This is a genomic window from Pseudomonas sp. SP16.1 (genome assembly GCF_052682975.1).
Genome location: NZ_JBQYFZ010000001.1, coordinates 1268076 through 1291857, shown reverse-complemented (window position 1 = coordinate 1291857; position 23782 = coordinate 1268076). Strand labels below are relative to the sequence as shown.

At 65.4% G+C, this 23782-nt stretch carries 20 protein-coding genes, 2 tRNA genes and 1 pseudogene; 8 read left to right on the top strand and 15 right to left on the bottom strand.

The window, feature by feature from the left end:
* Positions 1–97 precede the first annotated feature (97 nt).
* Positions 98–2419, top strand: coding sequence for a response regulator (locus tag ACUTAF_RS06315; protein ID WP_445579172.1), 2322 nt, complete (start codon positions 98–100; stop codon positions 2417–2419).
* 42 nt (positions 2420–2461) lie between these two features.
* Here the strand turns inward: ACUTAF_RS06315 and ACUTAF_RS06310 are convergent, their stop codons facing one another.
* The 3 genes from ACUTAF_RS06310 to pdxB form a co-directional block, all read right to left on the bottom strand.
* Entirely contained in the window at positions 2462–2920 is a 459-nt protein-coding gene (locus ACUTAF_RS06310; protein WP_445579171.1) for a MarR family winged helix-turn-helix transcriptional regulator, read from the bottom strand.
* A complete protein-coding gene (locus ACUTAF_RS06305; protein WP_445579170.1) occupies positions 2917–3402 on the bottom strand; it encodes a glutathione peroxidase in 486 nt (161 codons plus the stop codon). The genes ACUTAF_RS06310 and ACUTAF_RS06305 overlap by 4 nt, the downstream gene beginning before the upstream one ends.
* Positions 3403–3569: 167 nt before the next feature.
* The gene (gene pdxB, locus ACUTAF_RS06300; protein ID WP_445579169.1) at positions 3570–4700 is read right to left on the bottom strand and encodes a 4-phosphoerythronate dehydrogenase PdxB; all 1131 of its coding nucleotides are present in this window, start codon (positions 4698–4700) and stop codon (positions 3570–3572) included.
* 148 nt (positions 4701–4848) lie between these two features.
* Here pdxB and ACUTAF_RS06295 point away from each other — a divergent pair, with 148 nt between their 5' ends.
* Both ACUTAF_RS06295 and ACUTAF_RS06290 read left to right on the top strand, forming a co-directional pair.
* Positions 4849–6222 carry an MATE family efflux transporter gene (locus ACUTAF_RS06295; protein ID WP_445579168.1) on the top strand — a complete coding sequence of 458 codons (1374 nt, stop codon included), beginning with the start codon at positions 4849–4851 and terminating at the stop codon, positions 6220–6222.
* Positions 6223–6258: 36 nt separating this feature from the next.
* Positions 6259–7317, top strand: coding sequence for a DUF3080 domain-containing protein (locus ACUTAF_RS06290; RefSeq protein WP_445579167.1), 1059 nt, complete (start codon positions 6259–6261; stop codon positions 7315–7317).
* An 84-nt stretch (positions 7318–7401) separates the two neighbouring features.
* Here ACUTAF_RS06290 and tusA read toward each other — a convergent pair whose 3' ends face one another.
* Positions 7402–7641, bottom strand: a complete 240-nt coding sequence (tusA, locus tag ACUTAF_RS06285; RefSeq protein ID WP_445582409.1) for a sulfurtransferase TusA — start codon at positions 7639–7641, stop codon at positions 7402–7404.
* A 417-nt stretch (positions 7642–8058) separates the two neighbouring features.
* Here tusA and ACUTAF_RS06280 point away from each other — a divergent pair, with 417 nt between their 5' ends.
* Positions 8059–8256, top strand: coding sequence for a hypothetical protein (locus ACUTAF_RS06280; RefSeq protein ID WP_445579166.1), 198 nt, complete (start codon positions 8059–8061; stop codon positions 8254–8256).
* Between the two features lie 133 nt (positions 8257–8389).
* On the opposite strand, the gene rlmM is transcribed toward ACUTAF_RS06280, so the two are convergent.
* Positions 8390–9445, bottom strand: coding sequence for a 23S rRNA (cytidine(2498)-2'-O)-methyltransferase RlmM (gene rlmM / locus ACUTAF_RS06275; protein ID WP_445579165.1), 1056 nt, complete (start codon positions 9443–9445; stop codon positions 8390–8392).
* Positions 9446–9637: 192 nt separating this feature from the next.
* Here rlmM and acnA point away from each other — a divergent pair, with 192 nt between their 5' ends.
* The 3 genes and pseudogenes from acnA to ACUTAF_RS06260 form a co-directional block, all read left to right on the top strand.
* On the top strand, positions 9638–12379 hold the full coding sequence (acnA, locus tag ACUTAF_RS06270; protein WP_445579164.1) for an aconitate hydratase AcnA: 2742 nt from the start codon (positions 9638–9640) through the stop codon (positions 12377–12379).
* Between the two features lie 143 nt (positions 12380–12522).
* A complete protein-coding gene (locus ACUTAF_RS06265) occupies positions 12523–14088 on the top strand; it encodes a methyl-accepting chemotaxis protein (protein ID WP_445579163.1) in 1566 nt (521 codons plus the stop codon).
* Between the two features lie 81 nt (positions 14089–14169).
* Positions 14170–14403: pseudogene (locus ACUTAF_RS06260) on the top strand (tyrosine-type recombinase/integrase); the annotation flags it as partial.
* Positions 14404–14497: 94 nt separating this feature from the next.
* On the opposite strand, the gene ACUTAF_RS06255 reads toward ACUTAF_RS06260, so the two are convergent.
* From ACUTAF_RS06255 to ACUTAF_RS06210, 10 genes are all read right to left on the bottom strand, one after another.
* Positions 14498–14574 (bottom strand) — tRNA-Pro (locus ACUTAF_RS06255).
* A 76-nt stretch (positions 14575–14650) separates the two neighbouring features.
* Positions 14651–15007: a MerR family transcriptional regulator gene (locus tag ACUTAF_RS06250; RefSeq protein ID WP_445579162.1), complete on the bottom strand. Its 357-nt coding sequence runs from the start codon at positions 15005–15007 to the stop codon at positions 14651–14653.
* Positions 14988–15290, bottom strand: coding sequence for an integration host factor subunit alpha (gene ihfA, locus ACUTAF_RS06245; protein ID WP_003243414.1), 303 nt, complete (start codon positions 15288–15290; stop codon positions 14988–14990). Before ihfA ends, ACUTAF_RS06250 begins: the two co-directional genes overlap by 20 nt.
* Before the next feature lie 3 nt (positions 15291–15293).
* Complete coding sequence (gene pheT, locus ACUTAF_RS06240) at positions 15294–17672, bottom strand: phenylalanine--tRNA ligase subunit beta (protein WP_445579161.1); 2379 nt, start codon at positions 17670–17672, stop codon at positions 15294–15296.
* A gap of 42 nt (positions 17673–17714) precedes the next feature.
* Positions 17715–18731 (bottom strand): phenylalanine--tRNA ligase subunit alpha, encoded by a 1017-nt coding sequence (pheS, locus tag ACUTAF_RS06235; RefSeq protein ID WP_445579160.1) that lies wholly within the window; start codon positions 18729–18731, stop codon positions 17715–17717.
* Between the two features lie 95 nt (positions 18732–18826).
* Positions 18827–19183 (bottom strand): 50S ribosomal protein L20, encoded by a 357-nt coding sequence (gene rplT, locus ACUTAF_RS06230; RefSeq protein WP_003243409.1) that lies wholly within the window; start codon positions 19181–19183, stop codon positions 18827–18829.
* 29 nt (positions 19184–19212) lie between these two features.
* Positions 19213–19407 (bottom strand): 50S ribosomal protein L35, encoded by a 195-nt coding sequence (gene rpmI / locus ACUTAF_RS06225; RefSeq protein ID WP_031302581.1) that lies wholly within the window; start codon positions 19405–19407, stop codon positions 19213–19215.
* Positions 19408–19467: 60 nt separating this feature from the next.
* Positions 19468–20001: a translation initiation factor IF-3 gene (infC, locus tag ACUTAF_RS06220; RefSeq protein WP_445579159.1), complete on the bottom strand. Its 534-nt coding sequence runs from the start codon at positions 19999–20001 to the stop codon at positions 19468–19470.
* A gap of 17 nt (positions 20002–20018) precedes the next feature.
* Positions 20019–21941: a threonine--tRNA ligase gene (gene thrS, locus ACUTAF_RS06215; protein WP_445579158.1), complete on the bottom strand. Its 1923-nt coding sequence runs from the start codon at positions 21939–21941 to the stop codon at positions 20019–20021.
* Positions 21942–22221: 280 nt separating this feature from the next.
* Positions 22222–22298, bottom strand: a tRNA-Val gene (locus tag ACUTAF_RS06210).
* A 185-nt stretch (positions 22299–22483) separates the two neighbouring features.
* Here ACUTAF_RS06210 and ACUTAF_RS06205 point away from each other — a divergent pair.
* Positions 22484–23767, top strand: coding sequence for an NAD(P)/FAD-dependent oxidoreductase (locus ACUTAF_RS06205; protein ID WP_445579157.1), 1284 nt, complete (start codon positions 22484–22486; stop codon positions 23765–23767).
* Positions 23768–23782: the final 15 nt, after the last annotated feature.

The window sequence follows — 23782 nt, the reverse complement described above, 5'->3', positions numbered from 1 at the left end:
CCTTTTGCGCAGGGCCGCACGCTGCGGGCCCTGCCGATGCGGTGTCGCTATCGGCTATGCTTGGCAGGCGCCACGGATCAGAGACCACGCCCCGCCAATGGATATCTCGCTCACCCATCGCCTGTCGTTCAAACAGGCCGGCCTGACCGTGCTGGTGGCGTTCATCCTCGGCACGCTGCTCAGCGTCACCCAGGTGGCGGTCGATTATGCCAGCGAAGACGCCTCCATCAACCGCGAGATTCGCGCGCTGCTGGAAATCAGCCACAACCCCGCCGCCCGTATCGCCTACAACATCGACGCCGAACTGGCCCAGGAGCTGGTGCTCGGCCTGCTGCGCTCGCCAGCGGTGACCCGTGCCGAGCTGATCGACAACAGTGGCCTGGTGCTGGCCAGTGTCAGCCGTCCGCGCAGCGAGAGCCGCTACCGGGTATTCAGCGACAGCCTGTTCGGCGCCCAGCGGCTGTTCCAGGACCCGCTCCACGTCGCCCACGCGCCCAACGAGGCGCTCGGCGTGCTGCGCCTGGAAGTGGACACCTATGCCTTCGGCAGCCACTTCCTGCGCCGCTCGCTGCTGACCCTGCTGACCGGTTTCGCCCGCAGCCTGCTGCTGTCGCTGATCCTCCTGGTGCTGTTCTACTTCATGCTGACCAAGCCGCTGGTCGGGGTGATCCGCGCGCTGAGCGAGCGCAACCCGCAGGATCCGCAGCACCGCCCGGTACCCTGCCCCAAGGGCCACGAGCGCGACGAGATCGGCACCCTGGTGCAGGTCACCAACCGCCAGCTGTCGAGCATCGCCCAGGAGATCGAGCAGCGGCGCAACGCCGAGGACCGACTGACCCAGTACCTGAGCGAGCTGGAAAACATCGTCTCGGCCCGCACCGCCGAGCTCAAGGCCACCAACGCCCGGCTCAGCCAGTCCAACCGCGAGCTGGAGGTGGCGCGCACCACCGCATTGAACATGGCGCAGGCCCGCTCGGTGTTCCTCGCCAACATGAGCCACGAAATCCGTACCCCGCTCAACGGCCTGCTGGGCATGCTCGCCCTGGCCCTCGACGGCCCGCTCAGCGCCGAACAGCGCCAGCAACTGGGCATCGCCCACGATTCCGGCAAGGTGCTGGTGGAACTGCTCAACGATATCCTCGACCTGTCCAAGTTCGAGGCCGGCCAGCTGGAGTTGGAGCAGATTCCCTTCGACCTCGGCGTGCTGGCCGAGGAAACCGCCAGCCTGCTGTCGCAGAACGCCGCCGGCGCGGTGGAGCTGACCTGCCTGATCGACCCCGACCTGCCCGCGCAGGTCATGGGCGATCCGACTCGGGTGCGACAGATCGTCAGCAACCTGTTGTCCAATGCGCTGAAGTTCACCCGCTTCGGCCGCGTCGACCTGCAGGTGACGCGCTGCGCGAACGGCGTGCGCATCCGCGTGCGCGACACCGGCATCGGCATCGCCGAAGACGCCCAGGCGCGCATCTTCCAGCCCTTCGCCCAGGCCGGGGTGGGCATCACCCGCGAATACGGCGGCACCGGCCTCGGCCTGGCCCTGACCCGCCGCCTGTGCGAGGCCATGCACGGCAGTCTCGGCCTGCAATCGAAGGAAGGCTTCGGCAGCGAGTTCTGCGCCGAGCTGCCGCTGGCGGCGCACGCCGAGGCGGCGGCGCAACCGACCCTGCATGGCCGCATCGTCGCCCTGACCCCGGCCAGCAGCGGCCTGCAGCAGATGCTCGGCCAGTGGCTACCGGCCTGTGGCCTGCACTACCAGCGCCTGGACACCGACGCCAGCCTGCATGGCGTGAAGGCCGACCTACTGATCAGCGACTGCCCGGAATGCCTGCTCGGCCTGCGTCCGGCGCTGAGCACGCCAGTGCTACTGGTCACCGCCTACGGCAATTTCCTGCCGCAGGATCAGGCCCAGCGCCTCGCCCCGCTGCAGCAGATCGCCCGTCCGCTGGCGCGCGCCGGCCTGTTGCAGATGCTCCGCCACCTGCTCCACAGCGATCAGCCGAGCGCCCGGGAAACGCCGTCGCTGCAGTCGCCGGGCGAGCGCTCGGCACGGGTGCTGCTGGTGGAGGACAACCCGGTCAACCAGCTGGTGGCCAAGGGCATGCTGGCCAAGCTGGGCTGCCGGGTACTGGTCGCCGGACATGGCGGCGAGGCGCTCGAGGTGCTGGAGCGCGAGGACGTGGACCTGGTGCTGATGGATTGCAACATGCCGGTGATGGACGGCTACGAGACCAGTCGGCGCATCCGCGACAACGCGCGCTGGCCCGATCTGCCGATCATCGCCCTGACCGCCAACGCGCTGTCCGACGAACGCGAGCGCTGCCGCGCCGCCGGCATGAGCGACTACCTGGCCAAGCCGTTCCGGCGCGAAGAGCTGGCCGCCCTGCTCGATACCTGGCTGCCGACGACGGTCAATCGCTAAGCGCACCACCGGCACAGAGGCAGTTCCGGTACGCACGCGCCCCTACGCGCCGAGCCGGGCCAGCAGGCGATCCAGGCGCTGACGCAAGCCTTCCAGCCCGGCCAGCTCCTCGCCGTCGAACTGGCATAGCAGCTGCGCCTTGAGCGGTGCCACCTTTGCCTGCAATGCCCTGCCCGCCTCGCTCAACGCTAGGTGCATCTCGCGCTCGTCGTGGGCGGCGCGGCGGCGTTGCACCAGGCCCATCTGCTCCAGGCGCTTGAGCAGCGGCGTGAGGGTGCCGGAGTCCAGCTGCAGGCGCTGGCCCAGGGCCTTCAGCGTCGGCTGCTCGGGCGCCTGCGCCTGCCATTCCCAGAGCACCAGCATCGCCAGGTACTGCGGATAGGTCAGGCCCAGCGCGTCGAGCATCGGCTTGTAGGCGCGGATCACGGCACGCGAGGCGGCGTAGAGCTTGAAGCACAGCTGGTTGTCCAGCTGCAGTTGGGCGGTATCGAGGGCGGTCATTTGAGCAGGGCTTCGATCTCGCTGCCCAGATCCTCCGGCTTGGTGGCCGGGGCGAAGCGCTTGACCACCTGACCGTCCCGGCCGATGAGGAACTTGGTGAAGTTCCACTTGATGCCCTGGCTGCCGAGCAGGCCGGGGGCGCGCTTCTTCAGCTGGACGAACAGCGGATGGGCATCGGCGCCATTGACGTCGACCTTCTTGAACAGCGGGAAGCTGACGCCGAAGTTCAGCTCGCAGAACTCGGAAATCGCCCCCTCGTCGCCCGGCTCCTGCTTGCCGAACTGGTTGCAGGGAAAACCCAGCACCACCAGGCCCTGGTCCTTGTACTGCTGCCAGATGCTTTCCAGGCCCTTGTACTGCGGGGTGAAGCCGCACTTGCTGGCGGTGTTGACCACCAGCACGGCCTTGCCGCCGAAATCGGCGAGGGTCTTGCGCTCGCCCTTGATGGTGGTGACCGGGATATCGAAGAGTGCGTTGCTCATGCGGATCGTCCTGAAGTGGGCTGGATGTGCCGAACAAAATAGCGAGCAATAGGATTGTGTGCAATTTAATTGCTCAACGATAAGGCGCATGGATAGTGCGTCATGCGGCCCCACCTGCGTTTACCCTCGACAATCGGTGCGCGCGGTCTGGGCGGCCCGGCGGTCCCCTAAGCGAGGGTAGCCCCCAACGCCCGTACCAGCGTCGCCAGCTCGGGCGCCTCGCCCTGCAGGCGCACGCGCAGGCCGTCGAGCTCGCGGCGCATCGGGTAGTGTTTGCGCAGGCGGTCGAAGCCGGCGCGGCGCGCCTCGGCGTCGCCGATCAGGCTGCGACGAAAATCCGCATCGTCGCGGCGCGGGTCGTACACCGCGCGGCACAGGGCAGCCAGCGCCCAGGCCGGGTCGGCAGTGCCGTCCAGCGTCACCTCGCTCAGCCAGGGCGCCGGCAGCAAGTCGGCCAGGCGCACCTGTTCGGGCAGGCCCAGGGCGCGGCAGCAGGCCCGGTAGATCTGCGCCGTGCCGCGCAGCTTGCCGTCCAGGCTGTAGCCGGCGATATGCGGGGTGGCCAGCTGGCACAGCGCGGCCAGTTCGACGTCGGCCTGCGGCTCGCCTTCCCAGACGTCGAGCACCGCCTTGAGATCCGGCCGTTGCGGCAGCAGCTGACGCAGCGCGGCGTTGTCCAGCACCGCGCCGCGGCTGGCGTTGATCAGCCAGGCGCCGGGCTTGAGCGCCGCCAGGCGCGCGGCATCGAACAGGTGACGGGTGCCGGCATCCAGCGGCGTATGCAGGCTGATCACGTCGCAATCGGCGACGATCCGTTCGAGATCGACGAAATCGCTGCCCTCGGCGGCCTGCCGCGGCGGGTCGCACACCAACACCTGCCAGCCCAGACCGCGCAGCAGCTCGACCAGGCGCCCGCCGACCTGCCCCGCCCCGACCACGCCATAGATCCGCGCGGCCGGGTCGAAGCCTTCGCGCTCGGCCAGGCACAGCACGCTGCCCAGCACGTAGTCCACCACGCCGCGGGCGTTGCAGCCCGGCGCGCTGCTCCAGGCGATGCCGGCCTCGGCGAAGTAGTCGAGATCCAGGTGATCGGTGCCGATGGTGCAGGTGCCGACGAAACGCACGCAGCTGCCTTCCAGCAACGCGCGGTCGACGCGGGTCACCGAGCGCACCAGCAGGAGATCGGCGTCGCGCACGTCGGCCGCGCTGATGGCGCGGCCGGGCAACCGGCGGATGCTGCCGAAGGCGGCGAAGAACTCGTCGAGCAGGGGAATGTTTTCGTCGGCGACTATATGCATGGCGGGCTCCAGGGACCAGGCCGCCATTCTATGCCAGCGCGGCACCAGCGTCGCCCCGCATGCCGCCGCGCAGAGCGGCACGGCGCGCTTTCCTGACCAAGGCGTCAGGGCGTAGACTACGCGGTTTTCCGCCTGCCGAAGAATCGACATGCCTGCCGAAAACCGCCTGGGGCGCGTGCGCACGGAACTGCGCAGCCTGCTCGTCCTGGCCACACCGATCATCATCGCCCAGCTGGCGCACACCGCCATGGGCTTCGTCGACACCCTGATGGCCGGTCGGGTCAGCCCGCAGGACCTTGCCGCCGTGGCGCTGGGCAACTCCATCTGGGTGCCGGTGTTCTTGCTGATGACCGGCATCCTCCTGGCCACCACGCCCAAGGTGGCGCAGCGCTTCGGCGCCGGCGAGGAGGCGGCCATCGGCCCGCTGGTGCGCCAGGCGCTGTGGCTGGCCCTGGCGGTCGGTGGCGGCGCCGCGGCGCTGCTGTGGAACGCCGAGTTCATCCTGCGCTACATGGGCATCGAACCGGCGCTGATCACCCCGGCCATGGGCTACCTGCGCGCGGTGGCCTGCGGCTTCCCGGCGGTGGCGCTGTACCACGTGCTGCGCTGTTTCAGCGATGGCCTCGGCCACACCCGGCCGAGCATGGTGCTGGGCATACTCGGCCTGTTGCTGAACATCCCGGCTAACTACATCTTCATCTACGGCAAGTTCGGCCTGCCGGCCATGGGCGGCGTCGGCTGCGGCTGGGCCACGGCGCTGGTGATGGGCTTCATGCTGATCGGCATGCTGGTCTGGGTGAAGTGGGCGCCCTACTACCGCCCCAGCGCGCTGTTCGCCCGTTTCGAGTGGCCGCAGTGGGCGGTGATCAAGCGCCTGCTGGGCATCGGCGTGCCGATCGGCGTGGCGGTGTTCGCCGAATCGAGCATCTTCGCGGTGATCGCCCTGCTGATCGGCGGCCTCGGCGCCACCGTGGTCGCCGGGCACCAGATCGCCCTGAACTTCAGCTCCATGGTGTTCATGATCCCCTACTCGCTGGGCATGGCCGCCACGGTGCGGGTCGGCCAGGCGCTGGGCCGTGGCCAGCCGCGCGAGGCGCGCTTCGCCGCCGGGGTGAGCATGGGCGCGGCGCTGGCCTACGCCTGCCTGTCGGCCAGCCTGATGCTCCTGCTGCGCGAGCAGATCGCGCAGATCTACACCCCGGATGCGGCGGTGATCGCGGTGGCGGCGACGCTGATCGTCTATTCGGCGCTGTTCCAGTTCTCCGACGCCATCCAGGTCACCGCCGCCGGCGCCCTGCGCGGCTACCAGGACACCCGCATGACCATGCTGCTGACGCTGTTCGCCTACTGGGGCATCGGCCTGCCGGTGGGCTATGCGCTGGGGCTCTCCGACTGGCTGGGCGAGCCCAGCGGTCCCAGCGGGCTGTGGCAGGGCCTGGTGGTCGGCCTGACCTGCGCCGCGCTGATGCTGGCGGTGCGCCTGGCACGCAGCGCGCGCAAGCGGATTCGTGCGACGGCCTGAGTCGAACCCGGCGCGCCGAGGCCATACACTGGCGGCATGAAGCGACTCGCCCTGCTCCTCTGCCCACTGCTGCTCGCCGCCTGCGGCCCGGCCGATAACGGCCTGGCGCTGCAGGCCGACTACCTCCAGCGCCTGGATCGGGCGCTGGAGAGCGACGGTTTCGTCGCCTTCGACAGCCGCAGCGCCAGCCAGTACCGCCTGCCGCCGCGACGCGAACGCCTGCTGGCACTGCCCGAGCTGCGTATCGGCCTGCTCGATCTGGTGCTCGACGCGCGGCGCTGCCCGCACCTGCAGCAGCTGATCAGCCAGCGCAACAGCAGCCTGGGCAAGCAGCTGGTGCCCAGCCAGCGCCTGGGTTACGAGGGTGACCTGCTGCGCGCCATCGACGACTGCCTGCCGCACCTGCAGGACGACGCCGGCCTGAAGACCACCCTGCAGCGCCTGGCCGCCGACAAGCGCGACCAACTGCCAGCGGTGTTCTGGAATGCCCTCAACGGCAGCCGCGAGATCGAACGCTACCTGCGCTTCGCCGACCAGGCGCTGCCCGTCGCCTTCGCCGAGGACGGCGCCGCGCTGGACGCCCTGGAGCAACTGGCGGTCATCGGCGCCGGCCTGCCGCAGCGCCTGCCGCCACCTGCCGAACGGCTGGAGCCGCTGTTCTTCGCGCTCTACGCCAGCGACCAGGGCGGCCAGCTGATCACCAGCCTGGCCAGCCTGCGCCACAGCCTCGACGCCGCCAGCGAGCTGCTGGAGCAACGCCAGCAACGCCGGCCGCCGTGCCCGCTGGGCCAGGCGACGCCGCGCGGGCGCATCCTGCAGAACATCTTCGTCAAGTTCTATGCCGGCGGTCTGCAGCCCTACCTGGCGCAGGTGGACCAGCGCGGCCGGCGCTGGCAGGCGGTGCTCCAGCAGCTGCAGCAGATCGAAGGCATACCGCCGGCGACCCGCACGCACCTGCAGCGCCTGGCCGGCGAGAAGGATTCGTTATGGCAGGAATTTCGCGTCGCCACGGCGCGTCACGTCGAGGCCTGGCAGACATTGCTGAATAGTTGCGGATTGGCGCCGGGGCAGGCCGGGTGGAACACCGATACCTAGGGTCGCAGCGGGACGCCGGCCGCTCGAAACGAGCAGGCCGCCCCTACGAAGCGCAAGCTCATGGACAGACCGGGTCGGCGCCGCCTACTCCGCCTTCTTGCGAATCCAGTACAGATAGGTGCCGTCCTCCTCGGCCTGGCCGAGCAGCTCGTGACCGAGAAACACGCAGAACTTGGGAATGTCGCGGCGGGTCGAGGGGTCGGTAGCGATCACCTTGAGCAGGCCGCCCGGCTGTAGGTCGCGCACCTTGTTGTGCAGCATCATCACCGGCTCGGGGCAGTTCAGGCCGCTGGCGTCGAGCAGATCGTCGTGGGAAAGGGTCAGGGCATCGGACATAAGGGGGCTCCACTGGCAGGCGCGCATTGTCGCGCAAAGCTGACCTCCAGGTCACCTTGCCCGCACAACCTTGGATGGGCGGCAGCGGCTCGCGATCTGCGGCACAGTGCCTGCGCTCCAGCGGGCCAGGGACAGCCCGCACGTCAGTTCCGGGCGGAGCCCGGAGCGCCACGGGAGCCCGGGCCGGGCGTTTGCCCGGGCTCGGTTGAGCGCAGAGGCGGACTGGGGGAAACGCCGAAATAGTCGTCATACCCGCGCAGGCGGGACAGCAGCTTTTTCGCTGAACAGCGCTTGCACTGCCAACGGGGAATAATCCGGAACCTCCGTAGCACCTGAGCTCCCACCTTCGCGGGGGTGACGGTAGATGAACCGCCTAAGCTGTAGGCAAGCAGCCGAGGCCCGCCCATGTCCCATCGCCAACCGCAGCAACTCTGGTGCCTGGTCCGCCTGGACGACAACGGCAACGAGTTCGTCGTCCGCGACGGCCTCGAGCGCGACGCCGCCGAAGCACTGGCGCGCACCTTCGAGGCACGCGGGCACAAGCAGAGCTACTGGATCAGGGCACAAGGGCCGGCCGTCGAGAAAGACCCGAAAGTCGAATGAGGCCCTCGCCCCGATCCTCGGCTTTGACATCCTGCGTCGCCCCACTCTCTGCATCCATGCCTCCCAGAGGGGTGAGGGGACTGATCACACCCGAGTGAAGCTTGACTGAACGGCATGGCGCCAGATCCCGGCCTTACTTGCCCAACCGGCGCAGATGGCAGGTGACTTCCTCGCGATCGTGATAGAGCTGCTTGCAGGCCAGCGCCACCTTCACCCCGCGCGCGGCGAAGCCGCTCTCGATGCGATCGAGCAGGCGGCGCACCTCGGCGTAGCGCTGCTTCATCGGCAGCTTGAGATTGACCACCGCCTCGCGGCACAGCCCCTCGCCCAGCCAGGTCTCGATCAGCGCGGCGGTGCGCGCCGGCTTCTCGACTATGTCGCAGACCATCCAGTGCACCGGATGGCGCGGGCGGAACAGGAAACCATCGGCGCGCTGGTGCACGACGAACCCCGAATACATCAGGCTCTCGGCCATCGGCCCGTTGTCCACCGCGGTAACGCGGATTTCCCGATTGACCAGCTGCCAGGTCCAGCCGCCGGGCGCGGCGCCCAGGTCCACCGCGGTCATGCCCGGGGCGAGGCGCTGATCCCACTGCTGGCGCGGGATGAAGTGGTGCCAGGCCTCCTCCAGCTTGAGCGTCGAGCGGCTCGGCGCCTCGCGGGGGAATTTCAGGCGGGGAATACCCATCGGCCACATCGCCTGGTTGTCCGCCTCGGCGATGCCGGCGAACACCTCGCGACCGCTCTTGAAGGTCAGCAGCAGGCGCGGCTTGCTGGCGTCGTCCACCAGCTTGCCGGCCTTGATCAGGGCCTTGCGCAGCAGCGCCTCGAACTTCTTGCAGAAGGTCGACAGCTCCTTGCCCTCGTTGGTGTCCACCACTTCCAGCCACAGGCTGCCGCACTGCGGGTAGTCGGCCAGCGCTTCGAGCAGCACGCCGATGCGCTCGCTCTCCGGCAGGCTGACGAAGGCGCCGCGCGCCCACTGGCGCGGGAAGATCAGGCTGTTGAACCGCACGCCGCGCATCAGCCGCGCGCTATCGCCGGCCTCGCTGCAGATGAACTCGGCGCAAGCGCCGCCGGGCTTGGCCTTGGAGTAGCCGGCCACGTCCAGACGCGCGGCCAGCTCGGCGATCTCGGCGCAGACCTCGCCTTCGAAACCGGGGCGGCAATGGAAAAACAGGGTATTCATCGGGACGTCTCCTTGGGTCGCGCATGATACCCGAGGCGGGAACCGCGGACGCCACCTTCCTGTCCAGTGCTAGGCAGATTGCCAGCAGCGAATCCCGAATGAACGCTGGCCAGACCGCTCATAGGCAACTAGCTTGAACGCTCTGCAGTCATCAGAAACGGCCCGACCGTACGGGCCTCAAGGAGAAGTGCAATGCCCTCCCTCGATAGCCTGAACTGCCGCCGCGAACTGAAGATCGGCGACGCCACCTACCACTACTTCAGCCTGCCCGAGGCGGCCCAGCGCCTCGGCAACATCGACCGCCTGCCCAAGTCGCTCAAGGTGCTGCTGGAAAACCTGCTGCGCTGCGAAGACGGCCACACCGTCAGCGCCGCCGACCTGCAGGCCATGGCCGACTGGCTGGACAAGCGCGGCTCCGAGCGGGAGATCCAGTTCCGCCCGGCGCGGGTCTTGATGCAGGACTTCACCGGGGTGCCGGCGGTGGTCGACCTCGCCGCCATGCGCGACGCCATGGCCAAGGCCGGCGGCGACCCGCAGCGGATCAACCCGCTGTCACCGGTGGACCTGGTCATCGACCACTCGGTGATGGTCGACCGCTACGCCTCCTCCAGCGCCTTCCACGACAACGTCGAGCTGGAAATGCAACGCAACGGCGAGCGCTACGCCTTCCTGCGCTGGGGCCAGCACGCCTTCGCCAACTTCAGCGTGGTGCCGCCGGGCACCGGCATCTGCCACCAGGTCAACTTGGAGTACCTGGCGCGCACCGTGTGGACCAAGGAGGAGGACGGCGCCACCCTCGCCTACCCTGACACCCTGGTCGGCACCGACTCGCACACCACCATGATCAACGGCCTCGGCGTGCTCGGCTGGGGCGTCGGCGGCATCGAGGCGGAAGCGGCCATGCTCGGCCAGCCGGTGTCGATGCTGATCCCCGAGGTGATCGGCTTCAAGCTCAGCGGCAGGCTCAAGGAAGGCATCACCGCCACCGACCTGGTGCTCACCGTCACCCAGATGCTGCGCAGCAAGGGCGTGGTGGGCAAGTTCGTCGAATTCTACGGCGACGGCCTGGCCGACCTGCCGCTGGCCGACCGCGCCACCATCGCCAATATGGCCCCGGAATACGGCGCCACTTGCGGCTTCTTCCCGGTCGACGCCATCACCCTCGGCTACCTGCGCCTGTCCGGCCGCCCGGAAGCCACAGTGCAACTGGTCGAGGCCTACTGCAAGGCCCAGGGCCTGTGGCGCGAGCCCGGCGCCGAGCCGCTGTTCAGCGATAGCCTGAGCCTGGATCTGGCCAGCGTCGAAGCCAGCCTGGCCGGGCCGAAGCGCCCGCAGGACCGCGTCGCCCTCGGTCAGGTCGCCCAGGCCTTCAACGATTTCCTCGGCCTGCAGCTCAAACCCACGGCCAAGGAAGACGGTCGCCTGCTCAACGAAGGGGGTGGCGGCACAGCCGTCGGCGGCGGCCAGCCAAGTGGCGGGGTGGACTATCAGGACGAGGGCCAGACCTATCGCCTGAAGCACGGCGCGGTGGTGATCGCCGCCATCACCTCCTGCACCAACACCTCCAACCCCAGCGTGATGATGGCCGCTGGCCTGCTGGCCAAGAAGGCCGTGGACAAAGGCCTGCAGCGCCAGCCCTGGGTCAAGAGCTCGCTGGCGCCCGGCTCCAAGGTGGTCACCGAGTACTTCAACGCCGCCGGCCTGACGCCCTACCTGGAGAAGCTCGGTTTCGACCTGGTGGGCTATGGCTGCACCACCTGTATCGGCAACTCCGGGCCGCTGCGCGAGCCCATCGAACAGGCCATCACCCAGGCCGACCTGAGCGTCGCCTCGGTGCTGTCCGGCAACCGCAACTTCGAGGGCCGCGTGCACCCGCTGGTGAAGACCAACTGGCTGGCCTCTCCGCCGCTGGTGGTGGCCTACGCCCTGGCCGGCAGCGTACGTATCGACCTGACCCGCGAACCGCTGGGCATCGGCAAGGACGGTCAGCCGGTGCATCTCAAGGACATCTGGCCGAGCCAGGCGGAAATCGCCGCGGCCATCGCCAAGGTCGACACCGCCATGTTCCGCAAGGAATACGCCGAGGTGTTCGCCGGCAACGCGCAGTGGCGGGCCATCGAAGTGCCCAAGGCCGATACCTATGCCTGGCAGGCGGACTCCACCTATATCCAGCATCCGCCGTTCTTCGAGGGCATCGCCGGCGACCCGCCGCATATCGGCGACATCCATGAGGCGCGCATCCTCGCCCTGCTCGGCGACTCGGTGACCACCGACCACATCTCGCCGGCCGGCAACATCAAGGCCGACAGCCCGGCCGGGCGCTACCTGCGCGAACAGGGCGTGACGCCTGCGGACTTCAACTCCTACGGCTCGCGTCGCGGCAACCATGAAGTGATGATGCGCGGCACCTTCGCCAACATCCGCATCAAGAACGAGATGCTCGGCGGCGAGGAAGGCGGCAACACCCTGCATATTCCCAGCGGCGACAAACTGTCGATCTATGACGCGGCCATGCGCTACCAGGAAGCGGGCACGCCGCTGGTGGTGATCGCCGGCAAGGAATACGGCACCGGCTCGAGCCGCGACTGGGCGGCCAAGGGCACCAACCTGCTCGGGGTCAAGGCGGTGATCGCCGAGAGCTTCGAGCGCATCCACCGTTCCAACCTGGTCGGCATGGGCGTGCTGCCTCTGCAATTCAAACCCGGCTGCGACCGCAAGAGCCTGGGCCTCACCGGCCGCGAACTGCTCGGCATCCATGGCCTCGACGGCGTCGAACTGCATCCGCATATGCCGCTGTCGCTGGCCATCGTCCGCGAGAACGGCCAGCGCGAAGAGATCGAGCTGCTGTGCCGGATCGACACGCTGAACGAGGTCGAGTACTTCAAGGCCGGCGGCATCCTGCATTACGTACTACGGCAGATGATCGGCCGCTGACGATGGCGGGCCAGGGATGGCGCCTGTCGGCGATGAAAATGTGACGCCGATCAAAATCCGTTTACACTTCGCGCCATGGATTTTCCCTCAACTTCGCCGCTTTGCGGCCGATGCAGAGGGCATTACAACGACGGATACCTGCCATGCGTAACAACCAGCCGGTCACCCAGCGCGAGCGAACTTTCCCGGCGCAGCAGCGCCTGATTTCCACCACCGACCTCAAGGGCCAGATCACCTACTGCAACGACGCCTTCGTCGAGATCAGCGGCTTCTCCCGCGAGGAGCTGCTGCGCGCGCCGCACAATATCGTGCGCCATCCCGACGTGCCGTCGGCCGTGTTCGATCATATGTGGCGCACCCTCAAGCAGGGCCGCCCATGGATGGGCATCGTCAAGAACCGCAGCAAGAACGGCGACCACTACTGGGTCAACGCCTACGTCACGCCGATGACCGAGAACGGCCAGGTGGTCGGCTATGAATCGGTACGGGTCAAGCCCACCGCCGAACAAGTACGCCGCGCCGAAACCCTGTATGGCCGGGTCAACGCCGGCAAGTCGGCCATTCCCAAGCGCAACGCCTGGCTGCCGGTGGCGCAGGCCTGGCTGCCGTTCATCCTGGTCAGCCAGATCGGTTTTTTGATCGGTCACTGGATGGGCAGCAGCTGGGGCTTCGCCCTCGCCGCCTTGCTCTCCGTCCCCCTGGGCCTGGCCGGTATCGCCTGGCAGACCCGCGGCATCAAGCGCCTGCTGCGCCTGGCCGAACAGACCACCTCCGACCCGCTGATCGCGCAGATGTACACCGACAGCCGCGGCGCCGAAGCGCGCCTGGAGATGGCCATGCTCAGCCAGGACGCGCGCCTGAAAACCTGCCTGACCCGCCTGCAGGACACCGCCGAACAGCTCACCCAGCAGGCCCGCGAGGCCGACAAGCTGGCGCATAACAGCTCCGCCGGCCTGGAACGTCAGCGCCAGGAAACCGAACAGGTCGCCACTGCCGTCAACGAAATGGCCGCCACTACGCTGGAAGTGGCCAGCAACGTGGCGCGCACCGCCATCGCCACCCAGGAAGCCAACCGCCTTACCGGCGAAGGTCGCGGGGTTGCCGCGGAGACCCGTGAGGCCATCCAGCGCCTGTCGCAATCGGTGGGCGACACCGGCGAGACCGTCACCCGCCTGGCCCAGGACAGCAACGAGATCGGCGGCGTGGTCGACGTGATCAAGGGCATCGCCGACCAGACCAACCTGCTCGCCCTCAACGCCGCCATCGAGGCCGCCCGCGCCGGCGAAATGGGCCGCGGCTTCGCCGTGGTGGCCGACGAAGTGCGCTCGCTGGCCCAGCGCACCGCCGAATCCACCGAACAGATCCACAGCCTGATCGCCAAGCTGCAGCGCACCGCCGAAGAAGCGGTGATGACCATGGAAATCGGCCGCAAGCAGGCCGACGAAGGGGTCGAGCGCGTGCTCAAGGCCGACCAGGCCCTGGCCGGCATCAGCGACGCCGTGGCCAATATCGCCGACATGGCCAACCAGATCGCCGCCGCCGCAGAGGAGCAGAGTGCGGTGGCCGACGAGATCAACCAGAACATCACCACCATCGCCCAACTGGCCGACCAGACCTCTGGCGAAGCGCAGAACACCGCCAGACTCAGCGAAGCCCTAACCGAAACCGCCCAGGGCCAGTACGCCCTGGTCGAACGCTTCAACCGCTAGAACGAAAAAGGCGCAGCGAGACTACCGCTGCGCCTTCTTTGCTATCCCGCCAGCGAGCTTGCTCGTGATCCTCTCCGCTGCCCTGGATTTGCTTCGATCCGCGTTCACGACCTGAAGCACACCTTCGGCCGAAGACTTCGGGCAGCTGGGGTAACGGAGGAAGACAGGAAGGCTCCGCTGGGCCACAAGAACGGCAGCATCACCAGTCACTACTCGGCCGCCGAGCTGGGCAAACTGATCGATGAAGCCAACAGGATTTCGGCCACCGACTCGCGCGGGCCGGCCCTGACAATTTTGAGGAGAATGGCAGGATGAAAAAAAGTCCCGCAAAAGTCCCTACGCTTCTACGTGTGAAGCGCCCATAAAAAAATCCAGCCACCGCTAAGTGACTGGATTTTTTAGGGTTTTTTGGTCGGGACGGAGTGATTCGAACACTCGACCCCTTGCACCCCATGCAAGTGCGCTACCGGGCTGCGCTACGCCCCGACGATGCTTACGTGTTACCGAAAGCGGGAAGAACTATACATTAAGCTTTTGAATTAAGGCAACTTTTTCTTTTGTCCTATTTCCGTAGGACGTGCAGCACGTCCTCGAGCTCGACGATCACCTGCTTGATCAGTTGACGATACTGGGTGGTGTCGTCCTTGGCCTCGTCGCCAGAGAGACGCTGGCGCGCCCCACCGATGGTGAAACCCTGATCGTAAAGCAACGCTCGGATCTGCCGAATCATCAGCACGTCCTGGCGCTGATAGTAGCGGCGGTTGCCCCGCCGCTTGACCGGATTGAGCTGCGGGAACTCTTGTTCCCAATAACGCAGGACATGGGGTTTGACCGCGCAGAGCTCGCTGACTTCGCCAATGGTGAAGTAGCGCTTGCCGGGTATCGCCGGTAGCTCGTCGTTATGACTTGGTTCCAGCATATGCCTCGACCCTGGCCTTCAGTTTTTGCCCTGGACGAAAGGTGACCACACGGCGAGCCGTGATCGGGATCTCCTCTCCTGTTTTCGGGTTGCGGCCGGGTCGCTGGCGCTTGTCGCGCAAGTCGAAGTTACCGAACCCGGAAAGCTTGACCTGTTCGTTCAGCTCAAGAGCCTGGCGGATCTCTTCAAAAAACAGCTCCACCAGTTCCTTGGCTTCCCGTTTGTTCAGGCCGAGCTCTTCGTACAGACGTTCCGCCATTTCAGCTTTCGTCAGAGCCCCCATACGCTACTTCCTTAACGTGGCGTTGAACCTTTGTTCGAGGCAGGTGAGGATGTTTTGCGTAGTAGTACTCACCTCATCGTCATTAAGAGTGCGCGATGGATGTTGCCAGGTCAAGCCGACAGCCAGGCTTTTTCTATGCGGATCAATACCTTTACCGTGATAGACGTCAAATAGCTTGAGGTCCGTCAGCCACTCGCCCGCCGCCTCGCGGATGGCAGCGAGTACGGCCTCGGCCGGCTGCTCGCGATCGACCAGCAACGCCAGGTCCCGGCGCACCTCGGGGAAGCGCGACAACTCGCTGAAAGCCGGCATACGCCCGGCAGCGACTTCAGCCAGCAGCAGCTCGAAGAGGAATACCGGCTGATCCAGGCCGAGGGTCTTGCTCAGTTCCGGATGCAGAGCCCCCATGAAACCGACCAGGCGCCCTTCCCGCTCGATGCGAGCGGTCTGACCCGGGTGCAACGCAGGATGCTCGCCCGGCACAAAACTGAAGGCATCGGCCGCACCGGCATACCCCAAGAGCGCCTCGACATCCGCCTTGAGATCGTAGAAGTCGACGCTCTCGCGACCATTGGCCCAGCCTTCCGGCAGACGGCTGCCGCTGATCACGCCAGCCAGCATGGCTTCCTGCTGCAAGCCTTCCAGTTGACCAACGAAGCGCAGGCCGCTCTCGAACAGGCGCACGCGCGACTGCTGGCGATTGAGGTTGTGCTCCAGCGCTTTGACCAGGCCCGGCCACAGCGAGGAACGCATGGCAGCCATGTCAGCGGAAATCGGGTTGGCCAACTGCAGCGGGGCGACGCCCGGGCTGAACAGTTCGAACAGCTTGGGGTCGATGAAGCTGTAGGTGATGGCCTCCTGGTAACCACGCGCCACCAGCAGGCGACGCAGAGCCGGCAGCTCGGCACGGGCTTCGGCCTTGGCCTGCGGGGCCAGGCGCGCCTGCGGGTAACGCACCGGCAGGCGGTTGTAACCGTACAGACGACCCAACTCTTCGATCAGGTCGACTTCCAGACTGATATCGAAGCGATGGCTCGGCACGCTGACCTGCCACTGGCCGGCGCCCTCGGCGGTCACGCCCAGGCCCAGCGCGGTGAGCAGGCGCTCGACTTCGGCGCCGTCCATGTCCATGCTCAACATCTGGCTGATACGCTCGGCACGCAGGGTGATCGGTGCAACGTTCGGCAGGTCGGCGGCGCTGGCCACTTCGATGATCGGACCGGCTTCGCCGCCGACGATCTCCAGCAGCAGCGCGGTGGCGCGCTCCATGGCGCTGCGCGCCAACTGCGAGTCGACGCCGCGCTCGAAGCGGTGCGAGGAGTCGGTGTGCAGGCCATAGGAACGGGCTTTGCCGGCCACGGCGATGCTGTCGAAGAAAGCGCTTTCGAGGAACAGGTCGCGGGTCTTGCCGCTCACACCACTGTGCTCGCCCCCCATCACGCCGGCGATGGCCAGGGCGCGGTTGTGGTCGGCGATGACCAGGGTGTCGGCACGCAGGCTGACTTCCTGACCATCGAGCAGTACCAGCTTCTCGCCCTCTTCCGCCATGCGCACGCGGATGCCGCCATTGATCTCGGCGAGGTCGAAGGCGTGCATCGGCTGGCCAAGTTCGAGCATCACGTAGTTGGTGACGTCGACGGCAGCGTCGATGCTACGGATATCGGAACGACGCAGGCGCTCGACCATCCACAGCGGGGTCGGCCTGGACAGGTCGACGTTGCGGATGACGCGACCCAGGTAACGTGGGCAGGCCTTGGGCGCCAGCACCTCCACCGGGCGCACTTCATCATGGGCACTGGCAACCGGGTCAGCGGATACCGCCGATACCGGCGCACCGTAGATGGCGCCGACTTCGCGGGCCAGGCCAGCCAGCGACAGGCAGTCGCCGCGGTTGGGGGTCAGACCGATCTCGATGCTGACGTCGCCCAGACCCAGGTAGGTGCGGATGTCCTGACCGACCGGAGCGTCCGCCGCCAATTCCATCAGGCCGCTGTTGTCCTCGCTGACCTGCAGCTCGGAGGCCGAGCAGAGCATGCCCTGGGACTCCACACCGCGCAGCTTGGCCTTTTTGATCTTGAAGTCGCCCGGCAGCTCGGCGCCGGTCATGGCGAAGGGAATCTTGATGCCGGCGCGGGCGTTGGGCGCGCCGCAGACTACCTGGAAGGTCTCGCTGCCGTTGCTGACCTGGCACACGCGCAGCTTGTCGGCGTCCGGGTGTTGCTCGGCGCTGAGAATCTCGCCCACCACCACACCGCTGAACTGACCGGCGACCGGGATCACCGCGTCCACCTCCAGGCCGACCATCGACAGGCGGGCCACCAGCTCGTCGCGCGACACGTCCGGGTTCACCCAGCTGCGCAGCCACTGTTCACTGAATTTCATACTGTCTGTTCTCCTTAAACGAATTCGATGACGAAGGCGGTGCTAGCGAAATTGCGCCAGGAACCGTAGGTCGTTATCGAAGAACAGGCGCAAGTCATTGACGCCATAACGCAGCATGGCAAGGCGCTCGACACCCATGCCGAAGGCGAAGCCGGAGTATTTCTCCGGGTCGATGCCGCTCATGCGCAGCACGTTCGGATGGACCATGCCGCAACCCATCACTTCCAGCCAGCCGGTCTGCTTGCACACGCGGCAGCCCTTGCCCGAGCACATCACGCACTGCATGTCGACCTCTGCCGAGGGCTCGGTGAAGGGGAAAAAGGAGGGGCGGAAACGCACGCCCAGCGGCTTCTCGAAGAACACCCGGAGGAATTCCTCGATGGTGCCCTTGAGGTCGGCGAAGCTGATGCCCTCGTCGACCAGCAGGCCTTCGACCTGATGGAACATCGGCGAGTGGGTGATATCGGAGTCGCAGCGATAAACGCGGCCGGGGCAGACGATGCGGATCGGCGGCTGCTGCGATTCCATGGTGCGCACCTGTACCGGCGAGGTGTGGGTGCGCAGCAGCATGTTGGCGTTGAAATAGAAGGTGTCGTGCATCGCCCGTGCCGGGTGGTGGCCGGGGATGTTGAGCGCCTCGAAGTTGTGATAGTCGTCTTCGACTTCCGGGCCCTCGGCAACGTTGTAGCCGATATGGGTGAAGAACTGCTCGACACGCTCGAGGGTACGGGTGACCGGGTGCAGGCCACCGGAGGCCTGGCCGCGGCCCGGCAGGGTCACGTCGATACGCTCGGACGCCAGCTTCTCGGCGAGCAGGGCCTGCTCAAGCACGGATTTGCGGGCATTCAGGGCGTCCTGAACCTGGTTCTTGGCGGCGTTGATCAGGGCGCCAGCCTGCGGACGCTCTTCGGCCGACAGCTTGCCCAGGGTCTGCATCAGAGCGGTCAGTTCGCCCTTCTTGCCGAGATACTGAACCCGGAGTTGTTCCAGGGCGTTGACGTCTGCGGTGTTTTGCACGGCCTCTAGCGCTTGCGAGACCAATGCATCCAGGTTTTCCATGTACGGGCTCCAGATACGAAATAGGGGAAGAGCTTGAAGGCTCTTCCCCTATCTTTGACGTTGCCACCGGGCGAGCCCGGTGATTGTCGGGGGACTTAAGCCAGAACGGCCTTAGCTTTCTCGACAATCGCAGCAAACGCCGCTTTTTCGTTCACTGCCAGATCGGCCAGGACCTTACGGTCGATTTCGATCGACGCCTTTTTCAGGCCAGCGATCAGACGGCTGTAGGACAGACCGTTGACGCGGGCACCGGCGTTGATACGGGCGATCCACAGAGCACGGAACTGACGCTTGCGCTGACGGCGGTCGCGGTAGGCGTATTGGCCTGCCTTGATTACCGCCTGCTTGGCAACGCGGAACACGCGCGAACGTGCGCCGTAGTAGCCCTTGGCGAGCTTCAGGATTTTTTTGTGACGAGCACGAGCGATAACGCCACGCTTAACACGAGCCATGAGTAATTACCTCTAAGTATCTTGACCGATTAACGAACGCGCAGCATGCGCTCGACTTTAGCTTTGTCCGACGGGCCGATCAGCGAGCTGCCACGCAGCTGGCGCTTACGCTTGGTGGACATTTTGGTCAGGATGTGGCTCTTGAAAGCGTGCTTGTGCTTGAAGCCCGAAGCAGTCTTCAGGAAGCGCTTTGCAGCGCCGCTCTTGGTTTTCATCTTTGGCATGTTTGGTACTCCGCATTCATTAACAACTGATAACCATCAGGCCTGCCAGTGCCCGGGAGGTTATTTACGCTTCTTGGGAGCGATGACCATCATCAGCTGGCGTCCTTCCAGCTTAGGATGCTGTTCGACGGTGCCGAGTTCGGCGAGGTCGGCTTCGACCCGCTTGAGCAGCTCCATACCCAGCTCCTGGTGGGCCATCTCACGGCCACGGAATCGAAGCGATACCTTGGCCTTGTCCCCATCTTCAAGGAAACGTACCAGGTTGCGTAGTTTTACCTGGTAATCCCCTTCTTCCGTCCCTGGACGAAACTTGATCTCTTTGATCTGCTGCTGGTGCTGGTTCTTCTTGGCGATAGCAGCCTGCTTTTTCTTCTCGAACAGGTGCTTGCCGTAGTCCATGATGCGGCAAACCGGCGGTACTGCATCAGCCGAGATCTCTACCAGATCCAGCTTGGCTTCTTCAGCCACGCGCAATGCCTCATCGATCGAAACAATACCAATCTGCTCGCCGTCTGCGCCAATCAGGCGCACTTCGCGTGCGGTAATGTTCTCGTTGATCGGCGCCTTGGGGGCGGCCCGCTTGTCCTGTCTCATATCACGCTTAATAGTTCTTACTCCGAATCTTGGCGACCACGCCGGGAAACCGCTTGCTGCAACTGCGCGGCGAATTGCTCGAGGGGCATGGAGCCCAGATCGACGCCTTCACGGGTACGCACAGCAACGGATCGTGTCTCAACTTCCCGATCTCCAATAACCAACAGATAGGGAACCTTGAGCAAAGTATGCTCGCGGATTTTAAAGCCGATCTTTTCGTTTCTCAAGTCAGCCTTGGCACGAAAACCGCTTTGGTTGAGAGTTTTCTCTGCTTCGCGGGCAAAATCGGCCTGCTTGTCGGTGATATTCATGATCACCGCCTGGGTCGGCGCCAGCCAGGCCGGGAACGCCCCTTCGTAGTGCTCGATGAGAATGCCGATGAAGCGCTCGAAGGAACCGAGGATCGCCCGGTGCAGCATGACCGGATGCTTGCGGTTGTTGTCCTCGGAAACGTACTCCGCGCCCAGGCGCACCGGCAGGTTGAAGTCCAGCTGCAGGGTGCCGCACTGCCACACGCGACCCAGGCAATCCTTCAGCGAGAACTCGATCTTCGGTCCGTAGAAGGCGCCTTCGCCCGGCTGCAGGTCATAAGCCAGCCCAGCACTGTCGAGCGCCGCCGCCAGCGCCGCCTCGGCACGATCCCACAGCTCGTCGGAGCCTACGCGCTTTTCCGGACGAGTGGACAGCTTGAGCTGGATGTCGGTGAAGCCGAAGTCGGCGTAGACCGCCTGGGTCAGCTTGATGAAGTCGGCAGACTCGGCCTGCATCTGCTCTTCGGTGCAGAAGATATGCGCATCGTCCTGGGTGAAGCCGCGCACGCGCATGATGCCGTGCAGCGCACCGGACGGCTCGTTGCGATGGCAGGCGCCGAACTCGGCCAGGCGCATCGGCAGCTCGCGGTAGCTCTTCAAGCCCTGATTGAACACCTGCACATGGCACGGGCAGTTCATCGGCTTGATCGCATAATCGCGGCTTTCCGATTCGGTGGTGAACATGTTCTCGGCGTAGTTGGCCCAGTGCCCGGACTTCTCCCACAGACTGCGATCGACCACCTGCGGCGTCTTGATCTCCAGATAGCCGCTATCACGCTGCACCTGCCGCATGTACTGCTCGAGCACCTGGTACAGGGTCCAGCCATTGGGGTGCCAGAACACCATGCCCGGCGCTTCTTCCTGGGTATGGAACAGGTCCAGGCGCTTGCCGATCTTGCGGTGATCGCGCTTCTCGGCTTCCTCGATGCGCTGGATATAGGCCGCCAGCTGCTTCTTGTCCGCCCAGGCGGTGCCGTAGATGCGCTGCAGCTGCTCGTTCTTCGAGTCGCCGCGCCAGTAGGCGCCGGAGATACGGGTGAGCTTGAACGCCTTGAGGAAGCGGGTATTGGGTACGTGCGGCCCGCGGCACATGTCGACGTACTCCTCATGGAAGTACAGCCCCATGGCCTGCTCGTCCGGCATGTCGTCGATCAGGCGCAGCTTGTATTCCTCGCCGCGCGCCTTGAACAGCTCGATCACCCCGGCACGCGGAGTCATCTTCTTGATGACGTCGTAGTCCTTATCGATCAACTCGGCCATGCGCTTCTCGATGGCCGCCATGTCTTCAGGAGTAAAGGGGCGATCGATGGCGATGTCGTAATAGAAGCCTTCGTCGATGACCGGACCGATCACCATCTTGGCGCTCGGATAGAGCTGCTTGACCGCATGCCCAACCAGGTGAGCACAGGAGTGGCGGATGATCTCCAGCCCCTCTTCGTCCTTCGGCGTGATGATCTGCAGGGTCGCGTCGGCCTCGATCAGGTCGCAAGCATCGACCTGGCGACCATTGACCTTACCGGCCAGGGTGGCCTTGGCCAGGCCCGCACCAATGGACTGGGCGACCTCCAGCACGGAAACCGGATGATCGAACGAACGCTGACTGCCGTCGGGAAGAGTAATGATGGGCATGGCGCCTCCTCTCCTAGTGGTGACCCCTACCAAAGGTCACGTGGGTTGGGATGAGCCAGGAAGCGATCCGGCGGTATACCTGCCGAACGATGGCAGGAGCCCCAAGGGCCAACCAGAACCGAACCAGAGTCACTGGAAGTAAAGAGTGCGGATGCTTTCAGAAAGCCTGAACCCTGACAAGCAGCCACCGACAATATCCGGGCGGAATTCCCGAAAGCTTGCCGCCACGAATGACGGACAACAAAAAAGGGGTCGTATCAACGACCCCTTTTTATCGATTTGGTAGGCACAATTGGACTCGAACCAACGACCCCCACCATGTCAAGGTGGTGCTCTAACCAACTGAGCTATGTGCCTTCGATGGGTGCGCATTCTACGCATAAGTTTTTGGCCGTCAACAGGTTTTTTCGCTAACTCACTGAAATAGGCCAAATTTTTTATTTCACCCAGGCTCGTTGAATATTTTGCACAGGCACTAGCCGGGCATTTTCAACTCGGGTAGGATCGGCTCATTCGTAAAAAATAAAGAACAGAGGTTCAAAATGGCGCACACGGCATACCCACAATCCTACTACGCCGCTTCTGCCAACCCCGTCCCCCAGCGCCCTGCCCTGCAGGGCGAGGTGGAGACGGATGTCTGCATCGTCGGCGCCGGTTACACCGGTCTGTCCACCGCCCTGTTCCTGCTGGAGAACGGCTTCAAGGTGAGCATCGTCGAGGCGGCCAAGGTCGGCTTCGGTGCCTCCGGGCGCAACGGCGGGCAGATCGTCAACAGCTACAGCCGCGACATCGACGTGATCGAGCGCAGCGTCGGCCCCAAGCAGGCGCAACTGCTCGGGCAGATGGCCTTCGAGGGCGGCCGCATCATCCGTGAACGCATCAAGAAGTACGACATCCAGTGCGACCTGAAGGACGGCGGCGTGTTCGCCGCGCTCACCGACAAGCAGATGGGTCACCTGGAAGCGCAGAAGAAGCTGTGGGAGCGCTACGGCCATACCCAGCTGGAACTGATGGACGCGGGGCGCATTCGCGAGGTGGTGGCCACCGACAACTATGTCGGCGGCATGCTCGACATGAGCGGCGGCCATATCCATCCGCTGAACCTGGCCCTGGGCGAGGCCGCCGCGGTGGAGTCGCTCGGCGGGGTGATCTATGAGCAGTCCCCGGCCACCCGCATCGACCGCGGTGCGAGCCCGGTGGTGCACACCCCCGAGGGGCGGATCAAGGCCAAGTTCGTGGTGGTCGCCGGCAACGCCTACCTCGGCAACCTGATGCCGGAGCTGTCGGCCAAGTCGATGCCTTGCGGCACCCAGGTGATCACCACCGAGCCGCTGTCCGACGAACTGGCCGCCAGCCTGCTGCCGCAGGATTACTGCGTCGAGGACTGCAACTACCTGCTCGACTACTACCGTCTCTCCGGTGACAAACGCCTGATCTTCGGCGGCGGCGTGGTCTATGGCGCGCGCGACCCGGCCAATATCGAGGCGATCATCCGGCCGAAGATGCTCAAGACCTTCCCGCAGCTCAAGGATGTGAAGATCGACTTCGCCTGGACCGGCAACTTCCTGCTGACCCTGTCGCGTCTGCCGCAGGTCGGCCGCCTCGGCGATAACATCTACTACTCCCAGGGCTGCAGCGGCCATGGCGTGACCTACACCCACCTGGCCGGCAAGGTGCTGGCCGAGGCGCTACGGGGCCAGGCCGAACGCTTCGATGCCTTCGCCGACCTGCCGCACTACCCCTTCCCCGGCGGGCGGATGTTTCAGGTACCCTTCAGCGCCATAGGCGCCTGGTACTACACGCTGCGTGACAGACTCGGCGTGTAACCCATACCAGAAACG

What these genes read in the sequence shown, in the direction of transcription:
- pdxB (WP_445579169.1), bottom strand. Translation starts at nt 4,700, where the DNA reads ATGCATATAGTCGCCGACGAAAACATTCCCCTGCTCGACGAGTTCTTC.
- acnA (WP_445579164.1), top strand. Translation starts at nt 9,638, where the DNA reads ATGCCCTCCCTCGATAGCCTGAACTGCCGCCGCGAACTGAAGATCGGC.
- rlmM (WP_445579165.1), bottom strand. Translation starts at nt 9,445, where the DNA reads ATGAATACCCTGTTTTTCCATTGCCGCCCCGGTTTCGAAGGCGAGGTC.
- ACUTAF_RS06310 (WP_445579171.1), bottom strand. Translation starts at nt 2,920, where the DNA reads ATGACCGCCCTCGATACCGCCCAACTGCAGCTGGACAACCAGCTGTGC.
- ACUTAF_RS06305 (WP_445579170.1), bottom strand. Translation starts at nt 3,402, where the DNA reads ATGAGCAACGCACTCTTCGATATCCCGGTCACCACCATCAAGGGCGAG.
- pheS (WP_445579160.1), bottom strand. Translation starts at nt 18,731, where the DNA reads ATGGAAAACCTGGATGCATTGGTCTCGCAAGCGCTAGAGGCCGTGCAA.
- ACUTAF_RS06250 (WP_445579162.1), bottom strand. Translation starts at nt 15,007, where the DNA reads ATGCTGGAACCAAGTCATAACGACGAGCTACCGGCGATACCCGGCAAG.
- ACUTAF_RS06265 (WP_445579163.1), top strand. Translation starts at nt 12,523, where the DNA reads ATGCGTAACAACCAGCCGGTCACCCAGCGCGAGCGAACTTTCCCGGCG.
- infC (WP_445579159.1), bottom strand. Translation starts at nt 20,001, where the DNA reads ATGAGACAGGACAAGCGGGCCGCCCCCAAGGCGCCGATCAACGAGAAC.
- ACUTAF_RS06205 (WP_445579157.1), top strand. Translation starts at nt 22,484, where the DNA reads ATGGCGCACACGGCATACCCACAATCCTACTACGCCGCTTCTGCCAAC.
- ACUTAF_RS06290 (WP_445579167.1), top strand. Translation starts at nt 6,259, where the DNA reads ATGAAGCGACTCGCCCTGCTCCTCTGCCCACTGCTGCTCGCCGCCTGC.
- ACUTAF_RS06315 (WP_445579172.1), top strand. Translation starts at nt 98, where the DNA reads ATGGATATCTCGCTCACCCATCGCCTGTCGTTCAAACAGGCCGGCCTG.
- ACUTAF_RS06295 (WP_445579168.1), top strand. Translation starts at nt 4,849, where the DNA reads ATGCCTGCCGAAAACCGCCTGGGGCGCGTGCGCACGGAACTGCGCAGC.
- ihfA (WP_003243414.1), bottom strand. Translation starts at nt 15,290, where the DNA reads ATGGGGGCTCTGACGAAAGCTGAAATGGCGGAACGTCTGTACGAAGAG.
- thrS (WP_445579158.1), bottom strand. Translation starts at nt 21,941, where the DNA reads ATGCCCATCATTACTCTTCCCGACGGCAGTCAGCGTTCGTTCGATCAT.
- rpmI (WP_031302581.1), bottom strand. Translation starts at nt 19,407, where the DNA reads ATGCCAAAGATGAAAACCAAGAGCGGCGCTGCAAAGCGCTTCCTGAAG.
- ACUTAF_RS06280 (WP_445579166.1), top strand. Translation starts at nt 8,059, where the DNA reads ATGTCCCATCGCCAACCGCAGCAACTCTGGTGCCTGGTCCGCCTGGAC.
- rplT (WP_003243409.1), bottom strand. Translation starts at nt 19,183, where the DNA reads ATGGCTCGTGTTAAGCGTGGCGTTATCGCTCGTGCTCGTCACAAAAAA.
- pheT (WP_445579161.1), bottom strand. Translation starts at nt 17,672, where the DNA reads ATGAAATTCAGTGAACAGTGGCTGCGCAGCTGGGTGAACCCGGACGTG.